Here is a 21,986-nt window from a genome sequence, read left to right as displayed (position 1 = left end):
GCGCGTCAGGCGCAGGGCAAGCCGCGTTTACGCAGGTTATCGACCAGGCGCTGGTGCAGGCGTTCCAGCTGTGGCAGCGCCATGCCGTGGCGTGCCGCGGCGCGGCAGGCGTGGCCGAGCAGGTAGTGCACCTCGGTGCGCCGGCCCGCACGCACGTCCTGGTACATGGAAGAGTAGTTGGCCGAGGTGGCGAGGATCACCCGTTGTACTTCCTCGCTCAGGTCATCGGCTGCCTTGGGTTGGCCGCAGCGCTGCAACAACTCACTCAGTTCGTTACTCAAACCGTCGACTTCGCTCAGGTGCGCCAGCAGGCCGCCGTTGTGGCAGTCGTGCAGCACGGTCAGCGGGTTGATCGCGCAATTGAGTGCCAGTTTGCGCCAGAGGCGGGTGAGGATGTCCACGGTCCACTCGGCCGGAATACCGGCCTCGTGCAGGTCGTCGAACCAGTCCGGTAGGCTTGGGTTGGCCGGGTCGCCCAGCCAGTTGAAGCCGTGACCGGCAAAGCGCACCCGCCAGTCGTCCTCGCGGAACGCGCCCTCGGTGCTGGAGGCGAAGATGCAGCGGGCACGCGGCGCCTGATCGGCGACTTCGTCCTGGCTGCCGAGGCCGTTCTGCAACAGCACGATTTCGGCACCGTCGGCCAGGCGTGGGGCCAGGCGGGCGATCGCGGGCGCGGCGTCGTAGGCCTTGCAGGCGACCAGCAAGCGGTGCACTGGCCCGCTGCACTCGGCGGTTTCAGCGGGAATCGCGTAATGCGTCGGCTGGTCCTGTTCGACCAGCGTCAGCCCACCGGCGTGCTGATAGGCCTGCAAGCGCTGCCGATCGCGCAGGATCAGGCGCACGGCCTTGCCCGCACGTGCCAGGCGGCAGGCCCAAAGGCTGCCGAGGCTACCGGCGCCGAGAATATGCCAGGTGCTGCTCATCTGCGTTTCGCAACCCGTTATAATGAGCCCGCATTTTAACCTTCTAACCCCGACGCGCTCCATCTTCAGACTGAGCGCGCTTTTATTTTATGGAGAACAACCATGCCTTCGTTCGACGTGGTATCGGAACTGGACAAGCACGAAGTGCAGAACGCCGTCGAAAACGCCATCAAGGAGCTCGACCGCCGTTACGACCTGAAGGGCAAGGGCAGCTTCGAGTTCAAGGACAAGGAACAGACCGTGCTGCTGACCGCCGAGGCCGAGTTCCAGCTCGAGGCGATGATCGAGATCCTGCGCCTGGCGCTGGTCAAGCGCAAGATCGACGTCAAATGCCTGGAAACCAAAGACGCCTACCCTTCGGGCAAGGAGATGAAGCAGGAAGCCAAGTTCCGCGAAGGCATCGACAAGGAGCTGGCGAAGAAGATCGTCGCCCACATCAAGGACGCCAAGCTCAAGGTCCAGGCCGCCATCCAGGGCGAGCAGGTGCGTGTCACCGGCAAGAAACGTGACGACCTGCAGGAGGCCATTGCTGCCCTGCGCGCCAAGGAATTCGACATGCCGCTGCAGTTCAACAACTTCCGCGACTGATCCGGGCGTTGCCAGGAACCCTTATGGCGTAATGATGTCCATGGGGTCCGTGGCCGCTGAAATACTGGCGGCCAGTGTTACCGAGTACATGCCGTTCGGCATCAGGAGATGAACATGGATTTGAACGCTGAAGTCGATCAGCTGGTCCGCCAATCGCAGACCTGGATCCCCTTGATCATGGAGTACGGCAGCCGTGTGCTGCTGGCACTGCTGACCCTGGCGGTCGGCTGGTGGGTCGTCAATCGGGTCAGCGCGCGCCTGGGCAAGCTGGTGGGCCTGCGCAACGCCGACTTGGCACTGCAGGGCTTCATCAGTACCCTGGCCAACATCGTGCTGAAGGTGCTGCTGCTGGTCAGCGTGGCGTCGATGATCGGCATCGAGACCACGTCCTTCGTCGCCGCCATCGGTGCCGCCGGCCTGGCCATCGGCCTGGCCTTGCAGGGTAGCCTCGCGAACTTCGCCGGTGGCGTGCTGATCCTGATGTTCCGCCCGTTCCGCATTGGCGACTGGATCGAAGCGCAGGGCGTCAGCGGTACCGTCGACAGCATCCAGATCTTCCACACCGTGCTGCGCACCGGTGACAACAAGACGGTGATCATGCCCAACGGCAGCCTGTCCAACGGCATCATCACCAACACCAACCGCCAGCCGACGCGCAAGGTGGTGTTCGATGTGGGTGTGGACTATGACGCCGACCTGCAGAAGGCGCGCAACGTATTGCTGGAGCTGGCGCAGGACCCTCGGGTACTGGCAGAGCCTGCGCCGCAGGCGGTGATCTCCACCCTGGGTGACAGCTCGATCACCGTATCGCTGCGCATCTGGACCAAGACCGCCGACTATTGGGACGTGATGTTCATGCTCAATGAACAGGCGCGTGACCGGTTAAAGGCTGAAGGTATCGACATCCCATTCCCGCAGCGGGTGATTCGCGTGGTGCAGGAAACGGCAGCGCAGTAAAGTCGGGTTGAATCCGGGGCCGCATTCGCGGCCCTTTTTTTTGCCCATTACACTTGTTCACAGCCAAACACCGCCATTTCTGGCATATAGCCTGACCCCTCCTGCCTCTACCCGAAACTCATCATGAAGCCACTGCTGTACATCACCCCCCTCAGAGCCCTGTTGTTCGGCCTGACCCTGGCCCTGTTCGAGCTGCTGACCTACCTGGCCAGCGACGCTGTCATGCCGGCCATGCCTGTGGTCGTCGATCACCTGAACGCCAGCCCCGAATTCATCCCCCACGCCCTCAACCTGTACCTGCTCGGTGGAGTAGTGCTGCAATGGCTGATCGGCCCGCTGGCCGACCGTTATGGTCGCCGCCCGCTGCTGCTGGTCGGTTGCGCGTGCTTCGGTGTGGCCTGCCTGGCGACCTACTGGGTGCAGGACATCGGCCTGTTCAACCTGCTGCGCCTGCTTCAGGGTATCGGCCTGGGCTTCGTGGTGACGGTCAGCTACCCGGCCCTGAACGAGGCATTCAGCGAGGCCGATGCCGTGCGGATGATGGCCTTGCTGGCCAATATCGCCTTGCTTTCGCCGCTGCTAGGCCCGCTGGTGGGCACCCTGATGCTGCAGTGGCTGGACTGGCGCTGGCTGTTCGTGGCGTTCGCGATTGGCGCCGTGCTGGTGTGGGGGCTGTTGTACCGCCTGATGCCAGAGACCCTTGGCGTGGAGCGTCGTGACGGCTCGCGCCTGGCGTTCACGCCGATCCACCTGCTGCCGTTGCTCGCAGGCTATGGCCAGTTACTGGCCAATCGACGCTTCGTCGCCGGCAGCGCCGCACTGGGCCTGGTAGGGCTGCCGCTGATTGGCTGGATCGGCCTGTCGCCGGTCTTGCTCATCCATGACGAGGGGCTGAGCACGATGGAATACGCGCTGTGGCAGCTTCCGGTGTTCGGCGGGCTGATCCTCGGCAACCTGATCATCAACCGCATCGCTGACCGCTACCCCTTGCCGGCGCTAGTGCGGGGTGCGCTGTGGCCCTACCTGGCCGGTTTGAGCCTGATGATGCTGGCAACCTGGTACTGGCCGACGGTGACCAGTGTAGTGGCCGGCATGTCGTTGTATGCACTGGGCCTGGGCGTGGCCAACGCGGTGCTGTACCGCATGACGCTGTTCTCCAGCGAGCAGAGCAAGGGCTTGGTATCGGCGATGCTGGGGATGATCACCATTGCCTTGCTGGGGTTGGGCGGTGCGGTGATGGCGATGATCGGGGCGGGAGCGAGCCTGATGCACTTCGCATTGGCGGCGGGTGTGGCGGGGGCGCTGGCGCTCTGGCCGTTGTGGTTCGTGGTGGGTGGCAGGCCTGATGAAGGGGCTGTCGTGCAGTAATCTTCAGCGCCTGTACTGGCCTCTTCGCGGGGCACGCCCGCCCCCACAGGCCCACCACCTCGTTCAAGCGTGGTGATCATCTGTGGGAGCGGGCTTGCCCCGCGAAAGGGCCGTTACAGGTTGCGGAAATTTCTCAGGGCCGCTCGGCCGCCGAATGCTCCACGGGCGCCTGTTTGCCTCGGCCCGCTTCCTGCCGCCAGTGCAGCGCAATCAGGATCAGCGTTGGCACACCCAGCAGCGCGGTAATCAGGAAGAAGTCGTGGTAGCCGAACTTCTCCACCATCACCCCCGAATAGCCACCGATCAGGCGCGGCAGCAGCAGCATGATCGAGCTGAGCAGGGCGTATTGCGTGGCCGAGAACTTCAGGTTGGTCAGGCTCGACAGGTAGGCGACGAACGCCGAGGTGGCCAGGCCTGAACTGAAGTTGTCCAGCGAAATGGTCACCACCAGCATTTCCAGGTTCGGGCCCATGTCGGCCAGCATCAGGAACAGGATATTGGTCGCCGCCGAGGCCGCACCGCCAATGAACAGGATCGGCAGGATGCCGAACCGTACGATCAGCAACCCCCCCGCACCCGCGCCGACCAGGGTCATGATCAGGCCGAAGACCTTGCTCACGCTGGCGATCTGGTCCTTGGTAAAGCCCATGTCGATATAGAACACGTTGGCCATCACGCCCATCACCGTGTCCGACATGCGATAGGTGGCGATCAGCCCGAGCAGCAGCAAGGCTTGCCAGCGGTAGCGGGTGATGAAGTCGTTGATCGGCGTCAGCACCGGCGCCAGGCCGCGGCGCCCCAGGCCCGACAGGCACGCCCAGGTCAGCGATGCGTAGAGGATCAGGCGCAGGAAGGCGCGGTCTTCGAGCAGCAGGTCGAGCGGGGTGGCATCGCCGAAGATGACACTGGCCCAGTCGGTGTTGAACAGTTGGGTGAAGCTTGCCGGTACCGACACCAGCAGGATGATCAGCACGAACACCGAAGCCAACTGGTGGACCAGGCCGTAACGCGCCGCCGACAGTTGAGTGCGCAACGGCACTGGCGGCTCACGCATCACCAGGGTGGTGAACAGCGCCGGCAGCATCATCACGCCGAACAGCACATAGGTGCCAGCCCAGGCCTTGTGCAGGTAGCTGTAGCCCGTGGAGCCGAACCATTCGGCAAAGAACAGCGCACCGGCAGTGGCAAGCAGGGCCGCGACCCGGTAACCGGCCATGTAGCTGGCGGCGAGGGCAGCCTGGCGCTGGTCGTCGGCGATTTCCAGGCGATAGGCATCGACGGCGATGTCCTGGGTGGCCGAAGCGAACGCCACCAGCACCGCCAGGGCGATCAGCCACGACAGGTGTTGCTGCGGGTCGCACAGGCTCATGCCGACCAGGCCGATCACCACCAGCGCCTGTGACAGCAACAGCCACGAACGCCGACGCCCAAGGCCGCCGAGCAGGGGCAGGCGCCATTGGTCGAGCAGCGGTGACCACACCCATTTGAAGGCGTAGGCCAGGCCGATCAGGCTGGCGTAGCCAATGGTCTCGCGCGCCACGCCAGCTTCGCGCAGCCATACCGAAAGGGTCGAGAACACCAGCATGTAGGGCAGACCGGCCGCAAAGCCGAGCAGCAAAAGCACCAGGGTTGACGGGCTGGCATAGGCAGCAAGCGCAGCGCGCCAGGTTTTACGGGGCATGGGCCAACATCTGCCTCAAGTTTGCGAAAACAAAACGCGCACTCTAACCGCTGTGCTCCATCGGGCGCCAGCCATGGCGCGTCATATCCACACGATTATTGGTTACATTCACGCCTTCCGCACGCAACCGTGCCCGTTGTTCATCGCCCGAGGGCGTACCCAATGCCAGGCTCAGACGCCCGCCGGCACCGAGTACCCGATGCCACGGCAGCCGTGTGTGCGCAGGCAACTGCCCGAGGGTGCGGCCAACCCAGCGCGCTGCCCGGCCAAGCCCTGCCAGTTCGGCGAGTTGACCATAGCTGACCACCTTGCCCTCAGGTACTTGGCCAAGCACCGAATACAGTGCCGTTCGTCGGGCCTCTGGTGAATCCAGCGCGTGCTCATAGGCCTCAGACATCGCGGCAGCCCTGGCCTGAAGTGAAACCGGACCAGTGGTCACGGCAAATGAGAGTTGAACTCAACGGCATGCTGGTCGGTCTGTCCTTGCTCTGGTTGTCGGTATCTGGATAATGCCCGGCTTTTTCGCTAATCGAACCCGTAGTCCGCTTATGCATTCTAGATCGTTGTTGTGCCTGTTGACCGCTTCCCTGTGCGCTGCTCCCGCGTTCGCCGACACCGTGTGGATGAAAAACGGGGACCGACTGAGCGGCAAGATCCGCGTCTTCGACGGCGGCAAGCTGCTGCTGGAGACCCCGTATGGGGGTTCCATCTCGCTCGACTGGAAGCAGGTCCAGACACTCGAAAGCGATCAGGAACTGCTGGTCAAGCAAGATGCCTATAACGGCGAGCGGGCCAAGTCGCTGAAAGCGGCCGAGCCTGGCAAGGTGACCCTGGCCAATGGCGAGGCGCCGAAGACCGTCGAACTGGCCAGCATCGAGCAGATCATGAAGCCCAAGCCCGTGGTCGAGGACCTGGTGTGGAAAGGCAATGTCGACGCAGCCCTGGACTACAAGCGTGCCGAGAACGATACCGACGACTATGACGTCGGCTTCAAGACCACGGCCCGCCATGGCCGTTGGCGGCACAACGCCGAGGGCGAATACAACCGCGAAACCAAGGACGACGTCACCACGGCCAACAACTGGAGCGCTGAGTACGCACTCGACCGCTTCATCACCGAGAAGTGGTTCTGGCAGGGGCGTATGGAGTACAAGCGCGATCACGTCGAGGACCTGGCGCGTCAGCGCACCGTGGGTACCGGCCCGGGTTACCAGTTCTGGGATGACGAACTGGGCGCGTTCTCGCTTGGTTCGCTGATCAACCGTACTGACTTCGAGTATCAGGACGGTGGCAAGGACAACTTCTACTCGGCTGCGGTGAAGTGGGACTACACCCGCTACCTGATCGGCAAGAACGTCCAGCTGTTCACCAACGGCGAGTTCGCCAAGCCGCTGGGTGGCGTCGCCGACTACTCGTTGGATGCCGAAGTGGGGCTGCGCTACAAGGTCACCGAATGGGCCTCGCTCAACCTCAAGGCAGAGAAGGACATCATCACCGGCACGCGTGAGAGTGACCTGGACAAGACGCGTTACACCGCCGGTTTCGGCGTGACCTGGTAAACGGCCCCAGTGGCACTGGCGGGTGATAATGCTTATCTTGTCACCCATCCAGTCCGCCGCCAGGAGCGCGCCAGTGAGTACCAACGCCATTCGCCCCGCCCGGGAACTGCTGCTCAAAGAATACCGCGGCGTGCTCTCGACCCATTCCAAATCCATGCCTGGCTTCCCCTTCGGGTCGGTGGTGCCGTATTGCCTGGATGCCGAGGGCAACCCGCTGATCCTCATCAGCCGCATCGCCCAGCACACCCACAACCTGCAGAAGGACCCGAAGTGCTCCCTGCTGGTGGGCGAACGTGAAGCCGAGGACGTGCAGGCCGTTGGCCGCCTGACGGTGATGGCCGAGGCCCATAAGCTGGTCGACGAAAGCACCATCGAGGCAGCTGCCGAGCGCTACTACCGCTATTTCCCCGATGCCGCCAACTATCACAAGGCGCACGATTTCGACTTCTGGGTGCTGCAGCCGGTACGCCACCGCTACATCGGCGGCTTCGGTGCGATCCACTGGCTCGACCAGGTGACCCTGGCCAACCCGTTCGCGGGCAAGGCCGAGGCCAGCATGATCGAGCACATGAACAGCGACCATGCCAACGCCATTGCCCACTATGTCGAGTTGACCGAGCTGCCGCGCAGCGCAGCGGCGCAGTTGGTCGGCATCGACAGCGAAGGCATGCACCTGCGCATTGGCCAGGGCATCTTTTGGCTGCCGTTCCCGGTTACCTGCAATACGCCGACACAAGTTCGCGAAGCCCTGGTTTTGCTGGCGCGCGCCGACCAATGGCCGGCTGCGACGGAAGTCGAAGCTTGAAAAACCGGGCGCACGCATCCATGTGATGGTGTTAAGGGAAGATTGTCTTCCGTCGAGGAATCCTTGATGCGTGCTTTTCTACTGCTGTTTCTGCTGTTCCCTGTGCTGGAGTTGTTCGTTTTCGTCAAAGTCAGCGCAGCCATTGGTTTCTTTCCGGCGTTGCTGTTGATCATCGCCGGTTCCGCACTGGGTGTGCTGGTGATGCGCGTGGCCGGCCTGGCCACCGCACTGCGTGCCCGTGAGAGCCTGCAGCGTGGCGAACTGCCCGCTGAGGACATGTTCCAGGGCCTGATGCTGGCGGTCGGTGGCGGCCTGCTGCTGCTGCCGGGCTTCATCAGCGACGTGCTCGGCCTGTTGTGCCTGCTGCCGTTCACCCGCCACCTGGCCGCGCGCAAGATGCGTCAGCGTGCCGAGGCCCAGGCCATGCGCCAACGGGCATTTCAGGACGACCCCTTCCAGGCCCAACCGCGTGACAGCGGCCAGCGGCCCAATGTGATCGAAGGCGAGTACGAGCGCCGCGACAAGTAATCACCTTTGGGGCCGCTTTGCGGCCCCAAGCTTTTCATGGCCCTGAAAATTTTTCCCTACCAAGCCTTGTAATTGATTATGTCGGCCTCATGTATGTGGTCACCGCAAGGTTTCTGGTGGCAACGCCAGACATTACACAGGTGGTTCGCCCGTCGCGGGCCACCCCCGGCAATGCCGGACCGCATCAACCCCGCCGGTGTCGATACCGGCCGATGAAAACCACAATTTGGGAGAGATCGACAATGAAGCTTCGTCCTCTGCATGACCGCGTAGTCATCCGTCGCAGCGAAGAAGAATCGAAAACCGCTGGCGGTATCGTCCTGCCGGGTTCGGCCGCTGAAAAACCAAACCGCGGCGAAGTTGTTGCCGTCGGCACCGGTCGCATCCTGGACAACGGCGAAGTGCGTGCGCTGGCCGTGAAAGTGGGTGACAAAGTGGTCTTCGGCCCTTACTCGGGCAGCAACACCGTGAAAGTCGATGGCGAAGACCTGCTGGTGATGAGCGAGAACGAAATCCTCGCCGTTGTCGAAGGCTGATTTCCCCGACTTCCCGTTACTCCAAAGAATTCCAAGGATTAAACGATCATGGCTGCTAAAGACGTAAAATTCGGCGATTCCGCCCGTAAGAAAATGCTGGTTGGTGTCAACGTTCTGGCTGACGCGGTAAAAGCGACCCTGGGCCCGAAAGGCCGCAACGTGGTCCTGGCCAAGAGCTTCGGCGCGCCGACCATCACCAAGGACGGCGTTTCCGTCGCCAAAGAAATCGAGCTGAAAGACGCCTTCGAAAACATGGGCGCCCAGCTGGTCAAGGAAGTCGCTTCCAAGGCCAACGACGCTGCCGGTGACGGCACCACCACTGCTACCGTTCTGGCTCAAGCCATCGTCAACGAAGGCCTGAAAGCCGTCGCTGCCGGCATGAACCCGATGGACCTGAAGCGCGGTATCGACAAGGCCACCGCTGCCGTCGTCGCCGAGCTGAAAAACCTGTCCAAGCCATGCGCCGACTCCAAGGCCATCGCCCAGGTAGGCACCATTTCCGCCAACTCTGACGATTCCATCGGCAACATCATTGCCGAAGCCATGGAAAAAGTCGGTAAAGAAGGCGTGATCACCGTTGAAGAAGGCTCGGGCCTGGACAACGAACTGTCTGTTGTTGAAGGCATGCAGTTCGACCGTGGCTACCTGTCGCCGTACTTCGTCAACAAGCCGGACACCATGGTTGCCGAGCTGGAAGGCCCGCTGCTGCTGCTGGTTGACAAGAAGATCTCCAACATCCGTGAGCTGCTGCCAGTCCTGGAAGCCGTTGCCAAGGCCGGCCGCCCACTGCTGATCGTTGCCGAAGACGTCGAAGGCGAAGCGCTGGCTACCCTGGTAGTCAACAACATGCGCGGTATCGTCAAGGTTGCTGCGGTCAAGGCACCAGGCTTCGGCGATCGCCGCAAAGCCATGCTGCAGGACATCGCTGTCCTGACCGGCGGCCAGGTCATCTCCGAAGAAATCGGCCTGTCCCTGGAAACCGCTACCCTGGAGCACCTGGGTAACGCCAAGCGCGTCATCCTGTCCAAGGAAAACACCACCATCATCGACGGCGCTGGCGTTGAAGATGACATCCAGGCGCGCGTCAAGCAGATCCGTGCCCAGATCGAAGACACCACTTCGGACTACGACCGTGAGAAGCTGCAAGAGCGTCTGGCCAAACTGGCTGGCGGTGTTGCCGTGATCAAGGTCGGTGCTGGCACCGAAGTTGAAATGAAAGAGAAGAAAGCCCGCGTTGAAGACGCCCTGCACGCTACCCGTGCAGCCGTTGAAGAAGGCGTGGTGCCTGGCGGTGGTGTTGCCCTGGTGCGCGCCCTGAACGCCATCGTTGACCTCAAAGGCGACAACGAAGACCAGAACGTCGGTATCGCCCTGCTGCGTCGTGCTGTTGAAGCACCGCTGCGCCAGATCACTGCCAACGCCGGCGACGAGCCAAGCGTTGTGGCCGACAAGGTCAAGCAGGGTTCGGGCAACTTCGGCTACAACGCTGCTACCGGCGAATACGGCGACATGATCGAGATGGGTATCCTCGACCCAGCCAAGGTCACCCGTTCGGCTCTGCAAGCAGCTGCTTCGATCGGCGGTCTGATGATCACCACCGAAGCCATGATTGCTGATGCACCGAGCGAGGCTCCAGCTGGCGGCGGCATGCCAGACATGGGCGGCATGGGTGGCATGGGCGGCATGATGTAAGCCAGCCTTACCCCTGTAGCAAGAAAAAGCCCCGCCTAGTGCGGGGCTTTTTTATGGGTCGGTGTTGGCGAGGGTTTCAGGCCATGTTGCGTTCAGCGGCGGGCACCTCTGCGGTCCCTCGTCGGTACAGGATCAGGTAATACGAACCCAGCCCGATCAGCCAGCAGAACACTGCCGTCCACACGTTGTGCGACAGGAAGTGCGCGCCCTGCATCATCCTGCCCAGCGACAACACCGAACCGGCCACCAAGGCTACCGCGAATGCCACCCGGGCCAGGCGTGGGCGCCGGTCACGCAGCATGAAAAACAAGCCGAACAGGCAGAAGCCGGTCGCCGCATGGCCGCCCGGCCAGCACAGCCCAGGCTTGTCGGTTGCCGGGCGTGGCTCCAGCAATTTGCTGTAGGTCTCCTTGCCACCAAACTGGCTCAGGCTCCAGGGGCACTGCACCTGCGTGACCTTTTTCAACGGTGTGACAAAGGCTGTGGACAGGCCCAGCGCCAGTACCAGGCAGCCGAGCTCTCGGCGCCAGCCGAACAGCCGCTGCCAGACGAAGCTCAGGGCAAACGCGAGCAGCGCCATCAGGCCCAGCAGGATCACGCCTTGCTTGACCCGATCATGCAGGATGTTCTCCAGCAGATAGCTGTGGCGGCCAATGAATTCGCCGGCTGCGGGGTCGAAAAACAGGTTGGCCACGTCCATGTCGACCGAGGTCAGCTCAAGCACGATCAAGGCCGCTGCAGTGGCCAGTGGAATGCCAAGGTACAGCCAGTAATTGATCGGACGAGGACGAATGCGTTGTTGCATGGCAGCTCCAGGGGGCGGAAAAGACCGGGCATTGTCCTGCCAGCGCTATGCTGTGTCCGTGAAGGATGAGTGAAAAATCCGTCAACTTCGCTCAATGTATCGCAGGGCTGGTGCAGACCCGGCGATGGCCTTAAGCTGCGCCTGCCGCGCACCACCGCGAAGCGCCGCACAGGAGAACCCGATGCGCATTCTTTTGGTTGAAGACAACCGCGATATCCTTGCCAACCTTGCCGATTACCTAGGCATGAAGGGCTACACCGTCGACTGCGCCCAGGATGGCCTGTCGGGCCTGCACCTGGCCGCCACTGAGCATTACGACCTGATCGTGCTCGATATCATGTTGCCCGGGATCGACGGTTACACCCTGTGCAAGCGCCTGCGCGAGGATGCCCGCCGCGATACTCCGGTGATCATGCTGACCGCCCGTGACCAGCTGGATGACCGCCTGCAGGGCTTCCGTTCCGGCGCCGATGATTACCTGCTCAAACCGTTCGCCCTGTCGGAGCTGGCCGCGCGCATCGAAGCCGTGCTGCGCCGTGCCCAGGGTGGCGGGCGCCGTACCTTGCAGGTCGCCGACCTGAGCTACGACCTGGATACCCTCGAAGTGACCCGCCAGGGCCGCCTGCTCAAGCTCAACCCGGTCGGCCTCAAGCTGCTCGCCGTGCTGATGCAGAAAAGCCCCCACGTGTTACGCCGCGAGGTGCTGGAAGAGGCCCTGTGGGGCGATGACTGCCCCGACAGCGACAGCCTGCGCAGCCATGTGCATCAGTTGCGCCAGGTGATCGACAAACCGTTCGAAAAACCGCTGCTGCATACCGTCCATGGCGTCGGCTATCGCCTCGCCGAGGGCCGCGATGGAGTTTAAGCAAAGCCTGGCGCAGCGCATCATCATTGCGTTTGCGCTGATGAGCGCGCTGGTGGCAGGGGCCTTCGCCTTTGGTATCGTCGCCACGGTGCACCTGGTCGAGGAACGTCTGATTTCCTCGGTGCTGGGGGGGGACCTGCAACGCCTGCTGCGCATGGACAGTGTCAGCGACTGGAGCCACCGGCCGCGGCCCGACCAGCTGTTCTACTTCAGCGGCGGGCGGGATGACTTCGAGCTGCCCAAAGACTTGCGCCACCTCAATGAAGGCTTCCACGAGGTGTTCCGCGATCAGCTGTCCTACCATGCGATGGTCGAGATCGTGGACGGCCGGCGTTACGTGCTGCTGCAGGACCAGAGCGATTTCGAAGAGCGTGAGCGGGTGCTGTTCGCTGTGGTGGTGGTGGGCTTCGTGCTCAGCTTGGTGCTGGCGGTGTTCCTCGGCTGGTTGTTGGCTCGGCGGGTAATGGCGCCGGTGATTCGCCTGGCGCGGCAGGTCCGCCATCGTGACCAGTTGCTTGGCCTGGCACCGCCCTTGGCGCCGGATTACGCGGCCGATGAAGTCGGCCAGTTGGCGGTGGCATTCGACGATACGCTCGGCCGCCTGCGTGATGCGCTGACACGCGAGCGCCTGTTCACCAGTGATGTCAGCCACGAATTGCGCACGCCGCTGATGGTGCTGGCCACCTCCTGCGAGTTGTTGATCGAAAACCCCAACCTCGATACCCGCTCACGCAGCCAGGTGGAGCGGATCGCCCGCGCCACCGAAGAAATGCGCGAGCTGGTCAAGACCTTCCTGATGCTCGCCCGTGCCCAGCGTGACCAGGGCGCCGTGGCATCCCAGGCGACGTTGCGCGAGGTGGCCGACGACCTGATCGGCGTGTGGCGCGACACCATCGAGCAGAAGGGGTTGACGCTGTATTTCGATGGCCGTGTCAGTGCCGGGCCGTTGTTGTACAACGCCACTTTCCTGCAGTCAGTCATGGGCAACCTGTTGCGAAACGCTGCGCACTACACCGACAGCGGCTACATCCGCCTGAGCCTCGAAGCCAATGGCTTCAGCGTCGAAGACAGTGGCGTGGGCATTCCGGAAGAACAGCGCGAAGCGATGTTCAAACCCTTCGTGCGCGGCGACGAGCGGCGAGGCGAAGGGTTGGGCCTTGGCCTGTCGCTGGTGCAGCGGATCTGTGATGACCAAGGTTGGCGCGTGACGCTGACCTCCACTGCACCGCATGGCTGTCGTTTCCAGGTGGACTTGAGCCAAGGTGCGGAAAAGACTGACCCTTCCCAGCTTTGCGAGTAATGTGCTGATACATCTTGCTTTGGTGATAACACTTTTTTCACATCGGCATGACCTGTTTCCTACGCTGCGTTACCTAAGGTAAGCGCACTGGAGCCAGGAGATGCCCGATGCGTAGCCCGATCAAACTCGAATTTTCCGAGAAGTACGACCAGCAACATGCGCGTGAGTACTTCCTCAAGCATCAGGACGGCCTGGCGCGTCGCCTGTCCCACAAGCGCGACGAGCAATTGGCCCGCCGTGCCCTGGCGCTGGCCGGCGAACCGGGCTTGGTACTGGACCTGCCGTGCGGCGCGGGCCGCTTCTGGCCGCTGCTGGCAGAAAAACCCAACCGCGTGATCATTGGTGCTGACAATTCCGAGGCGATGATCGAGACAGCCTGTGCGGCACAACCGCCAGAAGTGGTGGCGCGGGTACGCCCTTTGCAAACTTCAGCGTTCGCCATCGATTTGCCCGATAATTCGGTCGACAGTATTTTTTGCATGCGGCTGTTTCACCACATCGGCGAGGCTGCCCACCGAAAGACGATTCTTTCAGAATTTCAAAGGGTTAGCCGTGACAGTGTAATCCTGTCATTGTGGGTGGACGGTAACTTCAAGGCCTGGCGACGCCAGAAGCTCGAGCAACGGCGGCGGGCCAAGGCCGATCAGGACAGCTACCAGAACCGTTTCGTGTTACCTGCAGACACAGTTGAAGAAGAATTTCAGGCCGCCGGCTTCAGAATCCAGGAGCGCCTCGACTTCCTGCCGTTCTATGCCATGTGGCGGGTCTATGTATTGCGTAAGGGGTAGTGTTTGATGGCTGTAGCCCAGAGCGGGGAATCACGCTTCGATTATTACTGGCGCCAGCAAGGCGAATGGGTCGAGGAACCCAACCAGCGGCGCGGCGGCGAAAGTGGCGTGCAACGTCTCAACGACGCCAATGGCAAATTGCTGTATGCCAAGCGCCAGGTAGGCCATATCTATCGCAGCCTGTTGCATCCGTTCGGTAGGCCGACGGTGCTGCGTGAACTCGACGCCCTGAACAGTTTCGAGCAACTGGGGGTGCGGGTACCGCGTATTGTCTTTTGCGGCGCCGAGCGTGATGCCGACCACCAATGGCGTGCGCTGCTGGTCAGCGAGGCGCTGGATGGCTTCGTCGAACTCGACACCTGGCACGCCGAAGGTGCCCGTGAGCATTACCCACAGGTGGTCCACGAACGCATGCTCAAGGACCTGGCCGACAACTTGGCGCGCATGCATCTGGGCCATTGGCAACATGGCTGCCTGTACGGCAAGCACGTCTTCATCAAAGTGATCGGCGAGGGTGAGCAGGCCCGCGTCGAAGTTGCGCTGCTGGATCTCGAGAAATGCCGCCGCCGCATCAGTTGCCAGCGTGCGGCCGGTAACGACCTGCGCCAGCTGCGCCGCCATTCGTCGCTCAATGACGCAGAATGGCAATCACTGCTCTATTTTTACAAGATGGCGTTTGGCAGCGCTGTCAAAGGGTTAGAGCAATGAAATTAGAAATCGCTCGAGCTTTGTTTCTGATAGCTGGGCTGGCGGTGACCACGGTAGCGGTTGCTGCTTGGGAAGAGCCGCGGCCAGAGGTGTTCAGCAAGGCTGAACAGGCAGAGCAATGCGCGTTACCGCGGGAATTGAAGCAACAGCAGGTCAAGGCCCAGCCGGACCAGGACCTGTTGCTGTTCCTGTTCGGGTTGCGACAGGGGCTTCGGCCGTTTGGCTGACCCTGCTCGAGCCAGTGAGGCCCCGCTATTGCGGGGCCTTTGCTTTTCTGGTGTTGGCCTAACCGGCCCCTGGCTTGCCCCGCGATGAGGCCGGATCAGGCAACAACAGTCTCCTTGACCGCGGTTTTATGCGCCAACAGCGTGTAGATGCAAGGCAACACAAATAGCGTGAACAGGGTTCCGATCGACATCCCCGTCGCGATCACCGTGCCGATATCGAACCGGCTCACTGCCCCGGCGCCGGTCGCCAGAATCAGCGGCACCATGCCGAACACCATCGCCGCCGTGGTCATCAGCACCGGGCGTAAACGGATGGCCGCCGCCGCTTCAATGGCCTCGCGCACGCTCAGCCCCTTTTCCTCGCGCAACTGGTTGGCGAACTCGACGATCAGGATGCCGTGCTTGCTGATCAGGCCGATCAGTGTCACCAGCCCCACCTGGGTGTAGATGTTCATGCTGGAAATGCCCAGGAACAGCGGCAACAGCGCCCCGCAGATCGACAATGGCACCGTCACCAGGATCACCAGCGGGTCGCGGAAGCTTTCGAACTGCGCCGCCAGCACCAGGAAGATGATCGCCAGCGCCAGGCCGAAGGTTACCCACAGCGCGCTGCCTTCTTGAATGTACTGGCGTGCGGCCCCGGCATAGTCGAACGAGAACCCTTCCGGCGCTTCCTCGGCGGCAATGTCGCGAACCGTCTGCAGCGCCTCGCCGATGCTCACCAAGGGCACACCCTGGATGATCGCCGAGTTGAGCTGCTGGAACTGGTTGAGCTGGCGTGGGCGGGCGCGGTCGCTCAGGGTGATCAACGTCGACAGTGGCAGCAGTTGGCCCTGATCGTTCTTCACGTAGTAGTTGTTCAGCCAGCCCGCGTTGTCCCGGTAGGGCCGCTCGACCTGGGCGATCACCTTGTAGCTGCGGCCTTCCAGGGTGAAACGGTTGATTTCCGCCTCTCCCAGCAGGGTGGCCAAGGTGCCGCCCAGGGTGTCCATGGACACGCCCATCTGCGCCGCCTTGGCCCGGTCGATGTCGACCACCACTTCGGGCTTGTCGAAGGCCAGGTCGATGTCGAGAAAGGCGAACTTGCCCGATGCCTGGGCCCGTTCCTTGACCCGTTGGGCGACCTCCAGCAGGGCCGGGTAATCGCCTGCGGTATTGATCACGAACTGGAACGGCAGGCCTTCGCCGGTGCCTGGCAGCGACGGCAGGTTGAAGCCGAAGATCTGCAGGCCGCCGATTTCTTCAAGCTTGCCCTGCACCAGCGGCAGCAACTCCATCTGCGTGCGGTCGCGCTCGTTCCAGGGCGTGAGCAGGAAGCCGCCGATGCCACTCTGCACGCCGTTGAAACCGTTGATCTGGAACGACGAGTAGTACTCGGGGAAGGCCTTGAACAGTGGGGTGAACTGGTCGGTGTAGGCGTTCAGGTAGTCCAGGTTGGCCGGCTGCGGCGAACTGCTAATCATGAAGATCACCCCCTGGTCCTCGTTGGGTGCCAGCTCGTTCTGGGTGAACTTGAGCAGCACCGGGATCAGGCACAGGATGATCACGGCAAACACCAGCACCACCGGACGGCTTTCCAGGGTCGTGTGCAGCAGGCGCTGGTAGCGGCCTTTGAGGCGTTCGAACAGCACGTCCAGGCGATGCGCCAGGCCGTGGGCGTTCTGCTCCTGGCGCAGCAGCAGGGCGCACATCATCGGCGACAAGGTCAGGGCGACGATGCCGGAGATGATCACCGCACCGGCCAGGGTCAGGGCGAACTCCTTGAACAGGGCACCGGTAAGCCCGGTGAGGAAGCCGATCGGTGCATACACTGCAGCCAGGGTGATGGTCATCGACACCACCGGCATGGCGATTTCCCGCGCGCCTTCCAGCGCTGCATCGAACGGTGATTTGCCTTCTTCCATGTGCCGGTGAATGTTCTCCACCACAACGATGGCATCGTCCACCACCAGGCCGATGGCCAGCACCATCGCCAGCAGGGTCAGCAGGTTCAGCGAGTAACCCATCATCTGCATGAAGAACAGCACGCCGATCATCGACAGCGGGATGGTCACCACCGGGATCAGTACCGAGCGCAGCGCACCCAGGAACAGGAACACCACCACGATGACGATCAGCACCGCTTCGCCAAGGGTCTTGATCACCTCGTCGATGGACGCCTGGATGAACAGCGTGGCGTCGTAGGCGATCGAGACCTTGAGGGCGGACGGCAGCTGGCTTTCCAGCTCGGGCATGATCTGCCGGACTTCCTTGATCACGTCCAGCGGGTTGGCCGCCGGCGTGGCCTTGATGCCGATGTACACCGACGGGATGCCGTCGAACGAGCTGACCGTGTCGTAGTTCTCCGCGCCCATCTCGACCCGCGCCACATCGCCCAGCAGCACACGGCTGTTGCCTGCGGTCTTGACCGGCAGTGCGGCAAACGCCTCGGCCGATTTGAGTTCGGTGTTGGCATTGATGCTGGTGACCACGTACTCGCCCTTGACCTCGCCGGCGGCGGCGAGGAAGTTGTAGCGGCGCACGGCGCTGGTCACGTCGGTGGCGGCCAGGCCAAAGCCGGCCAGCTTGACCGGGTCGATCCAGATACGCATGGCGAACACCTGGTTGCCGAGTATCTCGGCCTCGGCCATGCCTGGCAGGGTCGCCAGTTTCGGCTGGATGACCCGTGACAGGTAGTCGGTGATCTGCGGGTTGCTCATTTCCTTGCTGTAGAAGCTGATGTACATCAGCGCCGAGGCATCGGCGGCTTCCTTGCTAAGCACGGGGTCTTCCGAGTCCTGCGGCAGTTGGTTGCGCACTTCGTTGGCCTTGGCCAGCAACTCGGTGAACAGGCGGTCGCTGTCGGCGCCGATGCGTGCATAGATGGAAATGATCGAGAAGTTCTGCCGGCTCACCGAGGTCATGTAATCGATGCCTTCGGCGCTGGCCAGGCTCTGTTGCAGCGGCTGGGTGATGTAGCCCTGGATGGTCTCGGCGTTGGCCCCGGGGTAGGCGGTGGTCACCGTGATCAGGGCGTTTTCCATCTGCGGGTACTGGCGGATCTGCAGCTTGCTCCACGCCTGGAAGCCCAGCAGCAGAATCAACAGGCTGACCACGCTGGCCAGTACCGGGCGGCGGATGAACGGGTCGGTGAACGCCATGCCTGCCTCCGGGTCAGTCCGCGCGCGGTGCGCCAGCTTCGGGTTTGAGGGCCGTGTCCTGGCCGATGCGGATGGCCGCGCCGGGGGTCAGCTTGAGCTGCCCGGCGGTGACCACCTGCTCGCCGGCCTTGAGCCCCTTGTTGACCACCACCACGCCATCGCGGCGCTCGCCTGTCTGAACGCTGCGCTGCTCGGCGCTGAGCTGCGGCTGGCCCTTGTCGTCCTGCTCGGGGTTGCCGTCCTTGTCCTTTTTCGGCGTGGCGATATACACCGAGTTGCCATACAGCGTGTAGGTAATGGCGCTTTCCGGCACCACCACCTGCGGGTGCGGGTCGGGCAGCAGCACCAGCAGGTTGGCGAACATGCCTGGCAGCAGCTTACCGTCCGGGTTAGCCAGGGTGGCGCGCACCAGCAGGTTGCGTGTGCTCTCTTCGACCTTGGGGTTGATCGCGCTGAGGCTGGCCGGGAAGGTCTGGCCAGGGTATGCGGCCACTTGCACCTGCACCTGCTGGCCCAGGCTCAGTTGCGGCAGTGCCTGCTCGGGCACATTGAAGTCGACGTAGAGGCTGGAGAGGTCCTGCAAGGTCGCGATCACCGTACCGGCGGCCAGGTAGTCGCCGACATCCACCTGGCGAATGCCGATGGTGCCGCTGAACGGGGCACTGATGCTCTTCTTGGTCTTCGACGCCTTCAGCTGGTCGACCACCGCCTGGTTGCGCCGGTACTGGGCGGTGAGGCGGTCGTACTCGCCGCGCGAGATGGCCGAGTCACCGACCAGTTGGCTGCCCCGGCCGAAGTCGACCTTGGCCAGCCCCAGGTCGGCCTGGGCGGTGCCGAGCAGGGCAGTTTCCTGGTCGTCGTTGAGCTGCAGCAGCAGTTGCGCGGCCTTGACCTTCTGGCCGGACTCAAAGTGCAGGGACTTGACCGTACCCTCGACCTCCAGGCTCAGCTCGACGCCTTGCAGCGCTTTGAGGCTGCCCACCGCAGGCAGGCGCTGCTGCCACTGGCGCTCTTCGGCCAAGGCGGCGGCCACGGTGATGGGGGGCTTGGGGGCGGTGAACATCTGGATCTGCTGGTAGATCGAGAAGGCCTTGTAGCCCCCCAGGGCCAACACGATCAGCAGAACCACGGCCAACATGATGAGCATGCGGCGGCGCAGCATAAGTCCGGTTCCTTGGAAGCGTGATTGTTATTCGTTTTGACACGACAACGGGCGATCCTGCCCACGTGCGGATGGGGGAAGTATTGACTGTTTTTGGCGGGATGGGGAATCAGTTTGTCAGTACCGGCCTCTTCGCGGGGCAGCCCGCGAAGAGGCCGGTACTGACAGCCAGAAAGTCAGGCCAGGTGCAGGTGGTTGTCCCAGAACCCGGACGGCAGGTCCATCGGCTGGCCGATCAGTTCCTGCTTGCGGCAATCATAGAACCGGCAACGCCCTTGCCCGGAGGTCACGACAAAGCCGTCCTTCACCGCCCCGACCCCCGCACAATCGGGCATCGGTGCGTCGAGCTTCACCGCGCCACTGTCCAGGTCCCAGACAAACAGGCGGTTGGCCCGCGGCGCGGTCAATGCCACCAGGCGCAGGTCGCTGTGGATGGCGACGCTGGCCGTGTACTGGGCCATCGTCTGCAGTTGCCGCTCCGGTACCGGGAAGGCCTTGAACGGCTCGCCCGGGCGCTTGATCGCCAGCAGCTCGGCGGTTTCATCGGCATCGCCCATGAACTGCTGGCAGGCGGCGATGGTGCCATCGCTGCCGACGGCCAGGTGACGCACGCTGTTCATCTGCTGGGCCAGGGTCTCCTTGCTCAGCAGGGTGCCGTCACGCTGCATCAGCACCAGGCTCGGCTCCATCGCATTGAGGTTCATTTCGACCCGGCTCTCGGCCTCGGTGCGAATGCCGCCGTTGGCCACGACCAGGGTCTCGCCGTCTGGCAGCCAAGCCACTTCATGGGGGCCGATGCCGTGGGTCGAAATTTCGCCAGTGTGCACCAGCCGCTCGCCTTCGAAGCGGTACACACCCAGCACGCCACGCCCAGGGTCGGTGGTGTCGTTCTCGGTGGCATACAGCCATTCACCGCCTTTGTGGACCACCGCGTGGCCATAGAAGTGGCGGTTCGGCTGCGACGTGACGGTCTGCAGCAGGCGCCCGTCGCGCAGGTCGACCAGGTAGCTTTCGGTACCGGGGCGGCGTGCGACGAACAGGGCGATCGGCAGTTCCGGGTGGTGGATGATGGCATGGCAACGCTGGGCCACCTGGGTGCTGAACACCTGGGTGCCGTCCAGGCGGAACCCGACCGCATAGTGCTTGCCGTCGCCATCGTCACGCGCCGACAGCAGCAAGGGTTCACTGCCTTTGTTGCGCAACAGGCTCCAGCCGCCCAGGGTCAGGGCGCTGAGCAATACGCTACCGAGTTTGAGGGCCTGGCGTCGCAGCATGATCAGTCACCGTCGTTGGCATTGAAGCCCAGCTGGATGTTCAACGCCTTGGCCAGTTCGCCTTCGTGCAAGCGGTGAACCACGTTGAGGCTGTCGTAGATCTGATTGAGGCTCTGCTGGCCTGCATCGTCGGCCAGCAGCTCGCCCAGGGTCTTCTGGTTGTCGGCCAGCAGTTTGAGCGAGCTGGCATAGGCGGCGTCGATTTTTTCTGCCAGGGCTTTCTGATCGCTGGGCAGCAGGCCGCGCAGGCCCTGATTGTCGACCCCGACCCAGACCGCCTGGGCGGCCTTGAGAGTGGCTTCCACGCTCTTGATCGACGAGTGGCTGCGCCAGGCCTCTGCCTGCAGCGGCTGCGGGATGCCTTTGCTCTGGCGGCCCATCGGCGCGCCGAGCTTCTTCTTCAGGGTATCGAGCGCGGTCACCTGTGAGCGCAGCAGGTCGGCGATGGCCTCGTGGGAATCGGCGTAGCGCTGGTTAGGGAACTTGGTCATCTGCGAAAGCATGCCGTCGGTGCTGTTCCAGCCCTTGAGGATCTCTTCGGCCAAGGCCTTCTGGTGTTCGCCGATGGCGACCAGCAGCGGGCAATAGCGGGCTTTCTGTTCGGCCGTGGCGACATCCGGCTTGCTGTCGAAGAGGATGTACTCGTAAGCCGACAGGCCGCGCACCACGACACTGGATTTGCCCAGGGTGTCAGCATCCACCGGCTTGTCGCCATTGACCAGTTGCTCGACCTGGCGGCCGACCAGGTTTTTCTTGTCGGGCCAGAACTGCACTTGCCAGGCACGGTTGCCTTCGGCCAGCGGGCCGACCAGCAGGGGCTGCAGCTCCGCCCAGGCTTTTTGCGCGTTGAGGAAGTCGGCGCGGGCGGTGTCCAGGCTCTCTTTGCCTTCGCAGAAGGCCAGGGCGCTGGCGGCCAGTTGGCGGTCGGCTTCGACCCAGCGGCTGTAGGTCGGCAGGATCACCTGCTTGGCGATGGCGGCGGAGGTCACGGCCTGTGGGTCCTGCGGCGAGCAGGCACCGAGGGCGAGTGCGGCGAGGCTGGTGAACAACAGTTTGGGTCGGAACATGCCCGGCTCCTTG

General features: G+C 62.9%; 21 protein-coding genes. 13 read left to right on the top strand and 8 right to left on the bottom strand.

Features of this window, described 5'->3' with window-relative positions; translation table 11 throughout:
* Window positions 1-5: 5 nt before the first annotated feature.
* On the bottom strand, window positions 6-923 hold the full coding sequence (locus ACIPIJ_RS21560) for a putative 2-dehydropantoate 2-reductase (RefSeq protein ID WP_401080329.1): 918 nt from the start codon (window positions 921-923) through the stop codon (window positions 6-8).
* 102 nt (window positions 924-1,025) lie between these two features.
* On the opposite strand from ACIPIJ_RS21560, the gene ACIPIJ_RS21555 reads away from it, so the two are divergent.
* The 3 genes from ACIPIJ_RS21555 (at window position 1,026) to ACIPIJ_RS21545 (ending at window position 3,836) form a co-directional block, all read left to right on the top strand.
* The gene (locus ACIPIJ_RS21555) at window positions 1,026-1,511 is read left to right on the top strand and encodes a YajQ family cyclic di-GMP-binding protein (RefSeq protein WP_401080327.1); all 486 of its coding nucleotides are present in this window, start codon (window positions 1,026-1,028) and stop codon (window positions 1,509-1,511) included.
* A gap of 114 nt (window positions 1,512-1,625) precedes the next feature.
* Complete coding sequence (locus ACIPIJ_RS21550; protein ID WP_401080325.1) at window positions 1,626-2,468, top strand: mechanosensitive ion channel family protein; 843 nt, start codon at window positions 1,626-1,628, stop codon at window positions 2,466-2,468.
* Between the two features lie 123 nt (window positions 2,469-2,591).
* Window positions 2,592-3,836 (top strand): MFS transporter, encoded by a 1,245-nt coding sequence (locus tag ACIPIJ_RS21545; RefSeq protein ID WP_401080323.1) that lies wholly within the window; start codon window positions 2,592-2,594, stop codon window positions 3,834-3,836.
* A 133-nt stretch (window positions 3,837-3,969) separates the two neighbouring features.
* Here ACIPIJ_RS21545 and ACIPIJ_RS21540 read toward each other — a convergent pair whose 3' ends face one another.
* Together ACIPIJ_RS21540 and ACIPIJ_RS21535 are read right to left on the bottom strand one after the other, a co-directional pair.
* Window positions 3,970-5,517 carry an AmpG family muropeptide MFS transporter gene (locus ACIPIJ_RS21540; protein ID WP_401080321.1) on the bottom strand — a complete coding sequence of 516 codons (1,548 nt, stop codon included), beginning with the start codon at window positions 5,515-5,517 and terminating at the stop codon, window positions 3,970-3,972.
* Between the two features lie 43 nt (window positions 5,518-5,560).
* Window positions 5,561-5,914 (bottom strand): MGMT family protein, encoded by a 354-nt coding sequence (locus ACIPIJ_RS21535; protein ID WP_401080319.1) that lies wholly within the window; start codon window positions 5,912-5,914, stop codon window positions 5,561-5,563.
* 151 nt (window positions 5,915-6,065) lie between these two features.
* On the opposite strand from ACIPIJ_RS21535, the gene ACIPIJ_RS21530 reads away from it, so the two are divergent.
* The 5 genes from ACIPIJ_RS21530 (at window position 6,066) to groL (ending at window position 10,637) form a co-directional block, all read left to right on the top strand.
* Window positions 6,066-7,076 carry a DUF481 domain-containing protein gene (locus ACIPIJ_RS21530; protein ID WP_401080317.1) on the top strand — a complete coding sequence of 337 codons (1,011 nt, stop codon included), beginning with the start codon at window positions 6,066-6,068 and terminating at the stop codon, window positions 7,074-7,076.
* Window positions 7,077-7,149: 73 nt separating this feature from the next.
* Complete coding sequence (locus ACIPIJ_RS21525; RefSeq protein ID WP_401080316.1) at window positions 7,150-7,881, top strand: HugZ family protein; 732 nt, start codon at window positions 7,150-7,152, stop codon at window positions 7,879-7,881.
* Window positions 7,882-7,947: 66 nt separating this feature from the next.
* A complete protein-coding gene (locus ACIPIJ_RS21520; protein ID WP_401080314.1) occupies window positions 7,948-8,409 on the top strand; it encodes an FxsA family protein in 462 nt (153 codons plus the stop codon).
* A 242-nt stretch (window positions 8,410-8,651) separates the two neighbouring features.
* A complete protein-coding gene (locus tag ACIPIJ_RS21515) occupies window positions 8,652-8,945 on the top strand; it encodes a co-chaperone GroES (RefSeq protein ID WP_009395550.1) in 294 nt (97 codons plus the stop codon).
* Between the two features lie 48 nt (window positions 8,946-8,993).
* On the top strand, window positions 8,994-10,637 hold the full coding sequence (gene groL, locus ACIPIJ_RS21510) for a chaperonin GroEL (RefSeq protein ID WP_401080312.1): 1,644 nt from the start codon (window positions 8,994-8,996) through the stop codon (window positions 10,635-10,637).
* Between the two features lie 76 nt (window positions 10,638-10,713).
* On the opposite strand, the gene ACIPIJ_RS21505 is transcribed toward groL, so the two are convergent.
* Complete coding sequence (locus ACIPIJ_RS21505) at window positions 10,714-11,442, bottom strand: phosphatase PAP2 family protein (protein WP_401080310.1); 729 nt, start codon at window positions 11,440-11,442, stop codon at window positions 10,714-10,716.
* Between the two features lie 181 nt (window positions 11,443-11,623).
* On the opposite strand from ACIPIJ_RS21505, the gene colR reads away from it, so the two are divergent.
* The 5 genes from colR (at window position 11,624) to ACIPIJ_RS21480 (ending at window position 15,330) form a co-directional block, all read left to right on the top strand.
* Window positions 11,624-12,307 carry a two-component system response regulator ColR gene (gene colR / locus ACIPIJ_RS21500; protein WP_003255215.1) on the top strand — a complete coding sequence of 228 codons (684 nt, stop codon included), beginning with the start codon at window positions 11,624-11,626 and terminating at the stop codon, window positions 12,305-12,307.
* Window positions 12,297-13,607 carry a sensor histidine kinase gene (locus ACIPIJ_RS21495; protein WP_401080308.1) on the top strand — a complete coding sequence of 437 codons (1,311 nt, stop codon included), beginning with the start codon at window positions 12,297-12,299 and terminating at the stop codon, window positions 13,605-13,607. The genes colR and ACIPIJ_RS21495 overlap by 11 nt, the downstream gene beginning before the upstream one ends.
* A 107-nt stretch (window positions 13,608-13,714) precedes the next feature.
* Window positions 13,715-14,395, top strand: a complete 681-nt coding sequence (locus ACIPIJ_RS21490) for a class I SAM-dependent methyltransferase (protein ID WP_401080306.1) — start codon at window positions 13,715-13,717, stop codon at window positions 14,393-14,395.
* Between the two features lie 6 nt (window positions 14,396-14,401).
* Window positions 14,402-15,103 carry a lipopolysaccharide kinase InaA family protein gene (locus ACIPIJ_RS21485; RefSeq protein WP_401080304.1) on the top strand — a complete coding sequence of 234 codons (702 nt, stop codon included), beginning with the start codon at window positions 14,402-14,404 and terminating at the stop codon, window positions 15,101-15,103.
* Window positions 15,100-15,330 (top strand): hypothetical protein, encoded by a 231-nt coding sequence (locus ACIPIJ_RS21480; protein WP_401080302.1) that lies wholly within the window; start codon window positions 15,100-15,102, stop codon window positions 15,328-15,330. Before ACIPIJ_RS21485 ends, ACIPIJ_RS21480 begins: the two co-directional genes overlap by 4 nt.
* 95 nt (window positions 15,331-15,425) lie before the next feature.
* Here the strand turns inward: ACIPIJ_RS21480 and ACIPIJ_RS21475 are convergent, their stop codons facing one another.
* From ACIPIJ_RS21475 to ACIPIJ_RS21460, 4 genes are all read right to left on the bottom strand, one after another.
* Complete coding sequence (locus ACIPIJ_RS21475; RefSeq protein ID WP_401080300.1) at window positions 15,426-18,470, bottom strand: multidrug efflux RND transporter permease subunit; 3,045 nt, start codon at window positions 18,468-18,470, stop codon at window positions 15,426-15,428.
* 13 nt (window positions 18,471-18,483) lie between these two features.
* Window positions 18,484-19,632 (bottom strand): efflux RND transporter periplasmic adaptor subunit, encoded by a 1,149-nt coding sequence (locus tag ACIPIJ_RS21470; RefSeq protein ID WP_401080298.1) that lies wholly within the window; start codon window positions 19,630-19,632, stop codon window positions 18,484-18,486.
* 176 nt (window positions 19,633-19,808) lie between these two features.
* Entirely contained in the window at window positions 19,809-20,906 is a 1,098-nt protein-coding gene (locus ACIPIJ_RS21465; protein WP_401080296.1) for a DUF1513 domain-containing protein, read from the bottom strand.
* Between the two features lie 2 nt (window positions 20,907-20,908).
* Window positions 20,909-21,973 (bottom strand): imelysin family protein, encoded by a 1,065-nt coding sequence (locus tag ACIPIJ_RS21460; protein WP_401080294.1) that lies wholly within the window; start codon window positions 21,971-21,973, stop codon window positions 20,909-20,911.
* Window positions 21,974-21,986: the final 13 nt, after the last annotated feature.

The sequence above is a fragment of the Pseudomonas sp. NPDC087185 genome (assembly GCF_044744955.1).
GTDB lineage: Bacteria > Pseudomonadota > Gammaproteobacteria > Pseudomonadales > Pseudomonadaceae > Aquipseudomonas.
The sequence above is the reverse complement of the archived record's forward strand: the minus strand, read 5'-3'. Positions and strand labels throughout refer to the sequence as shown.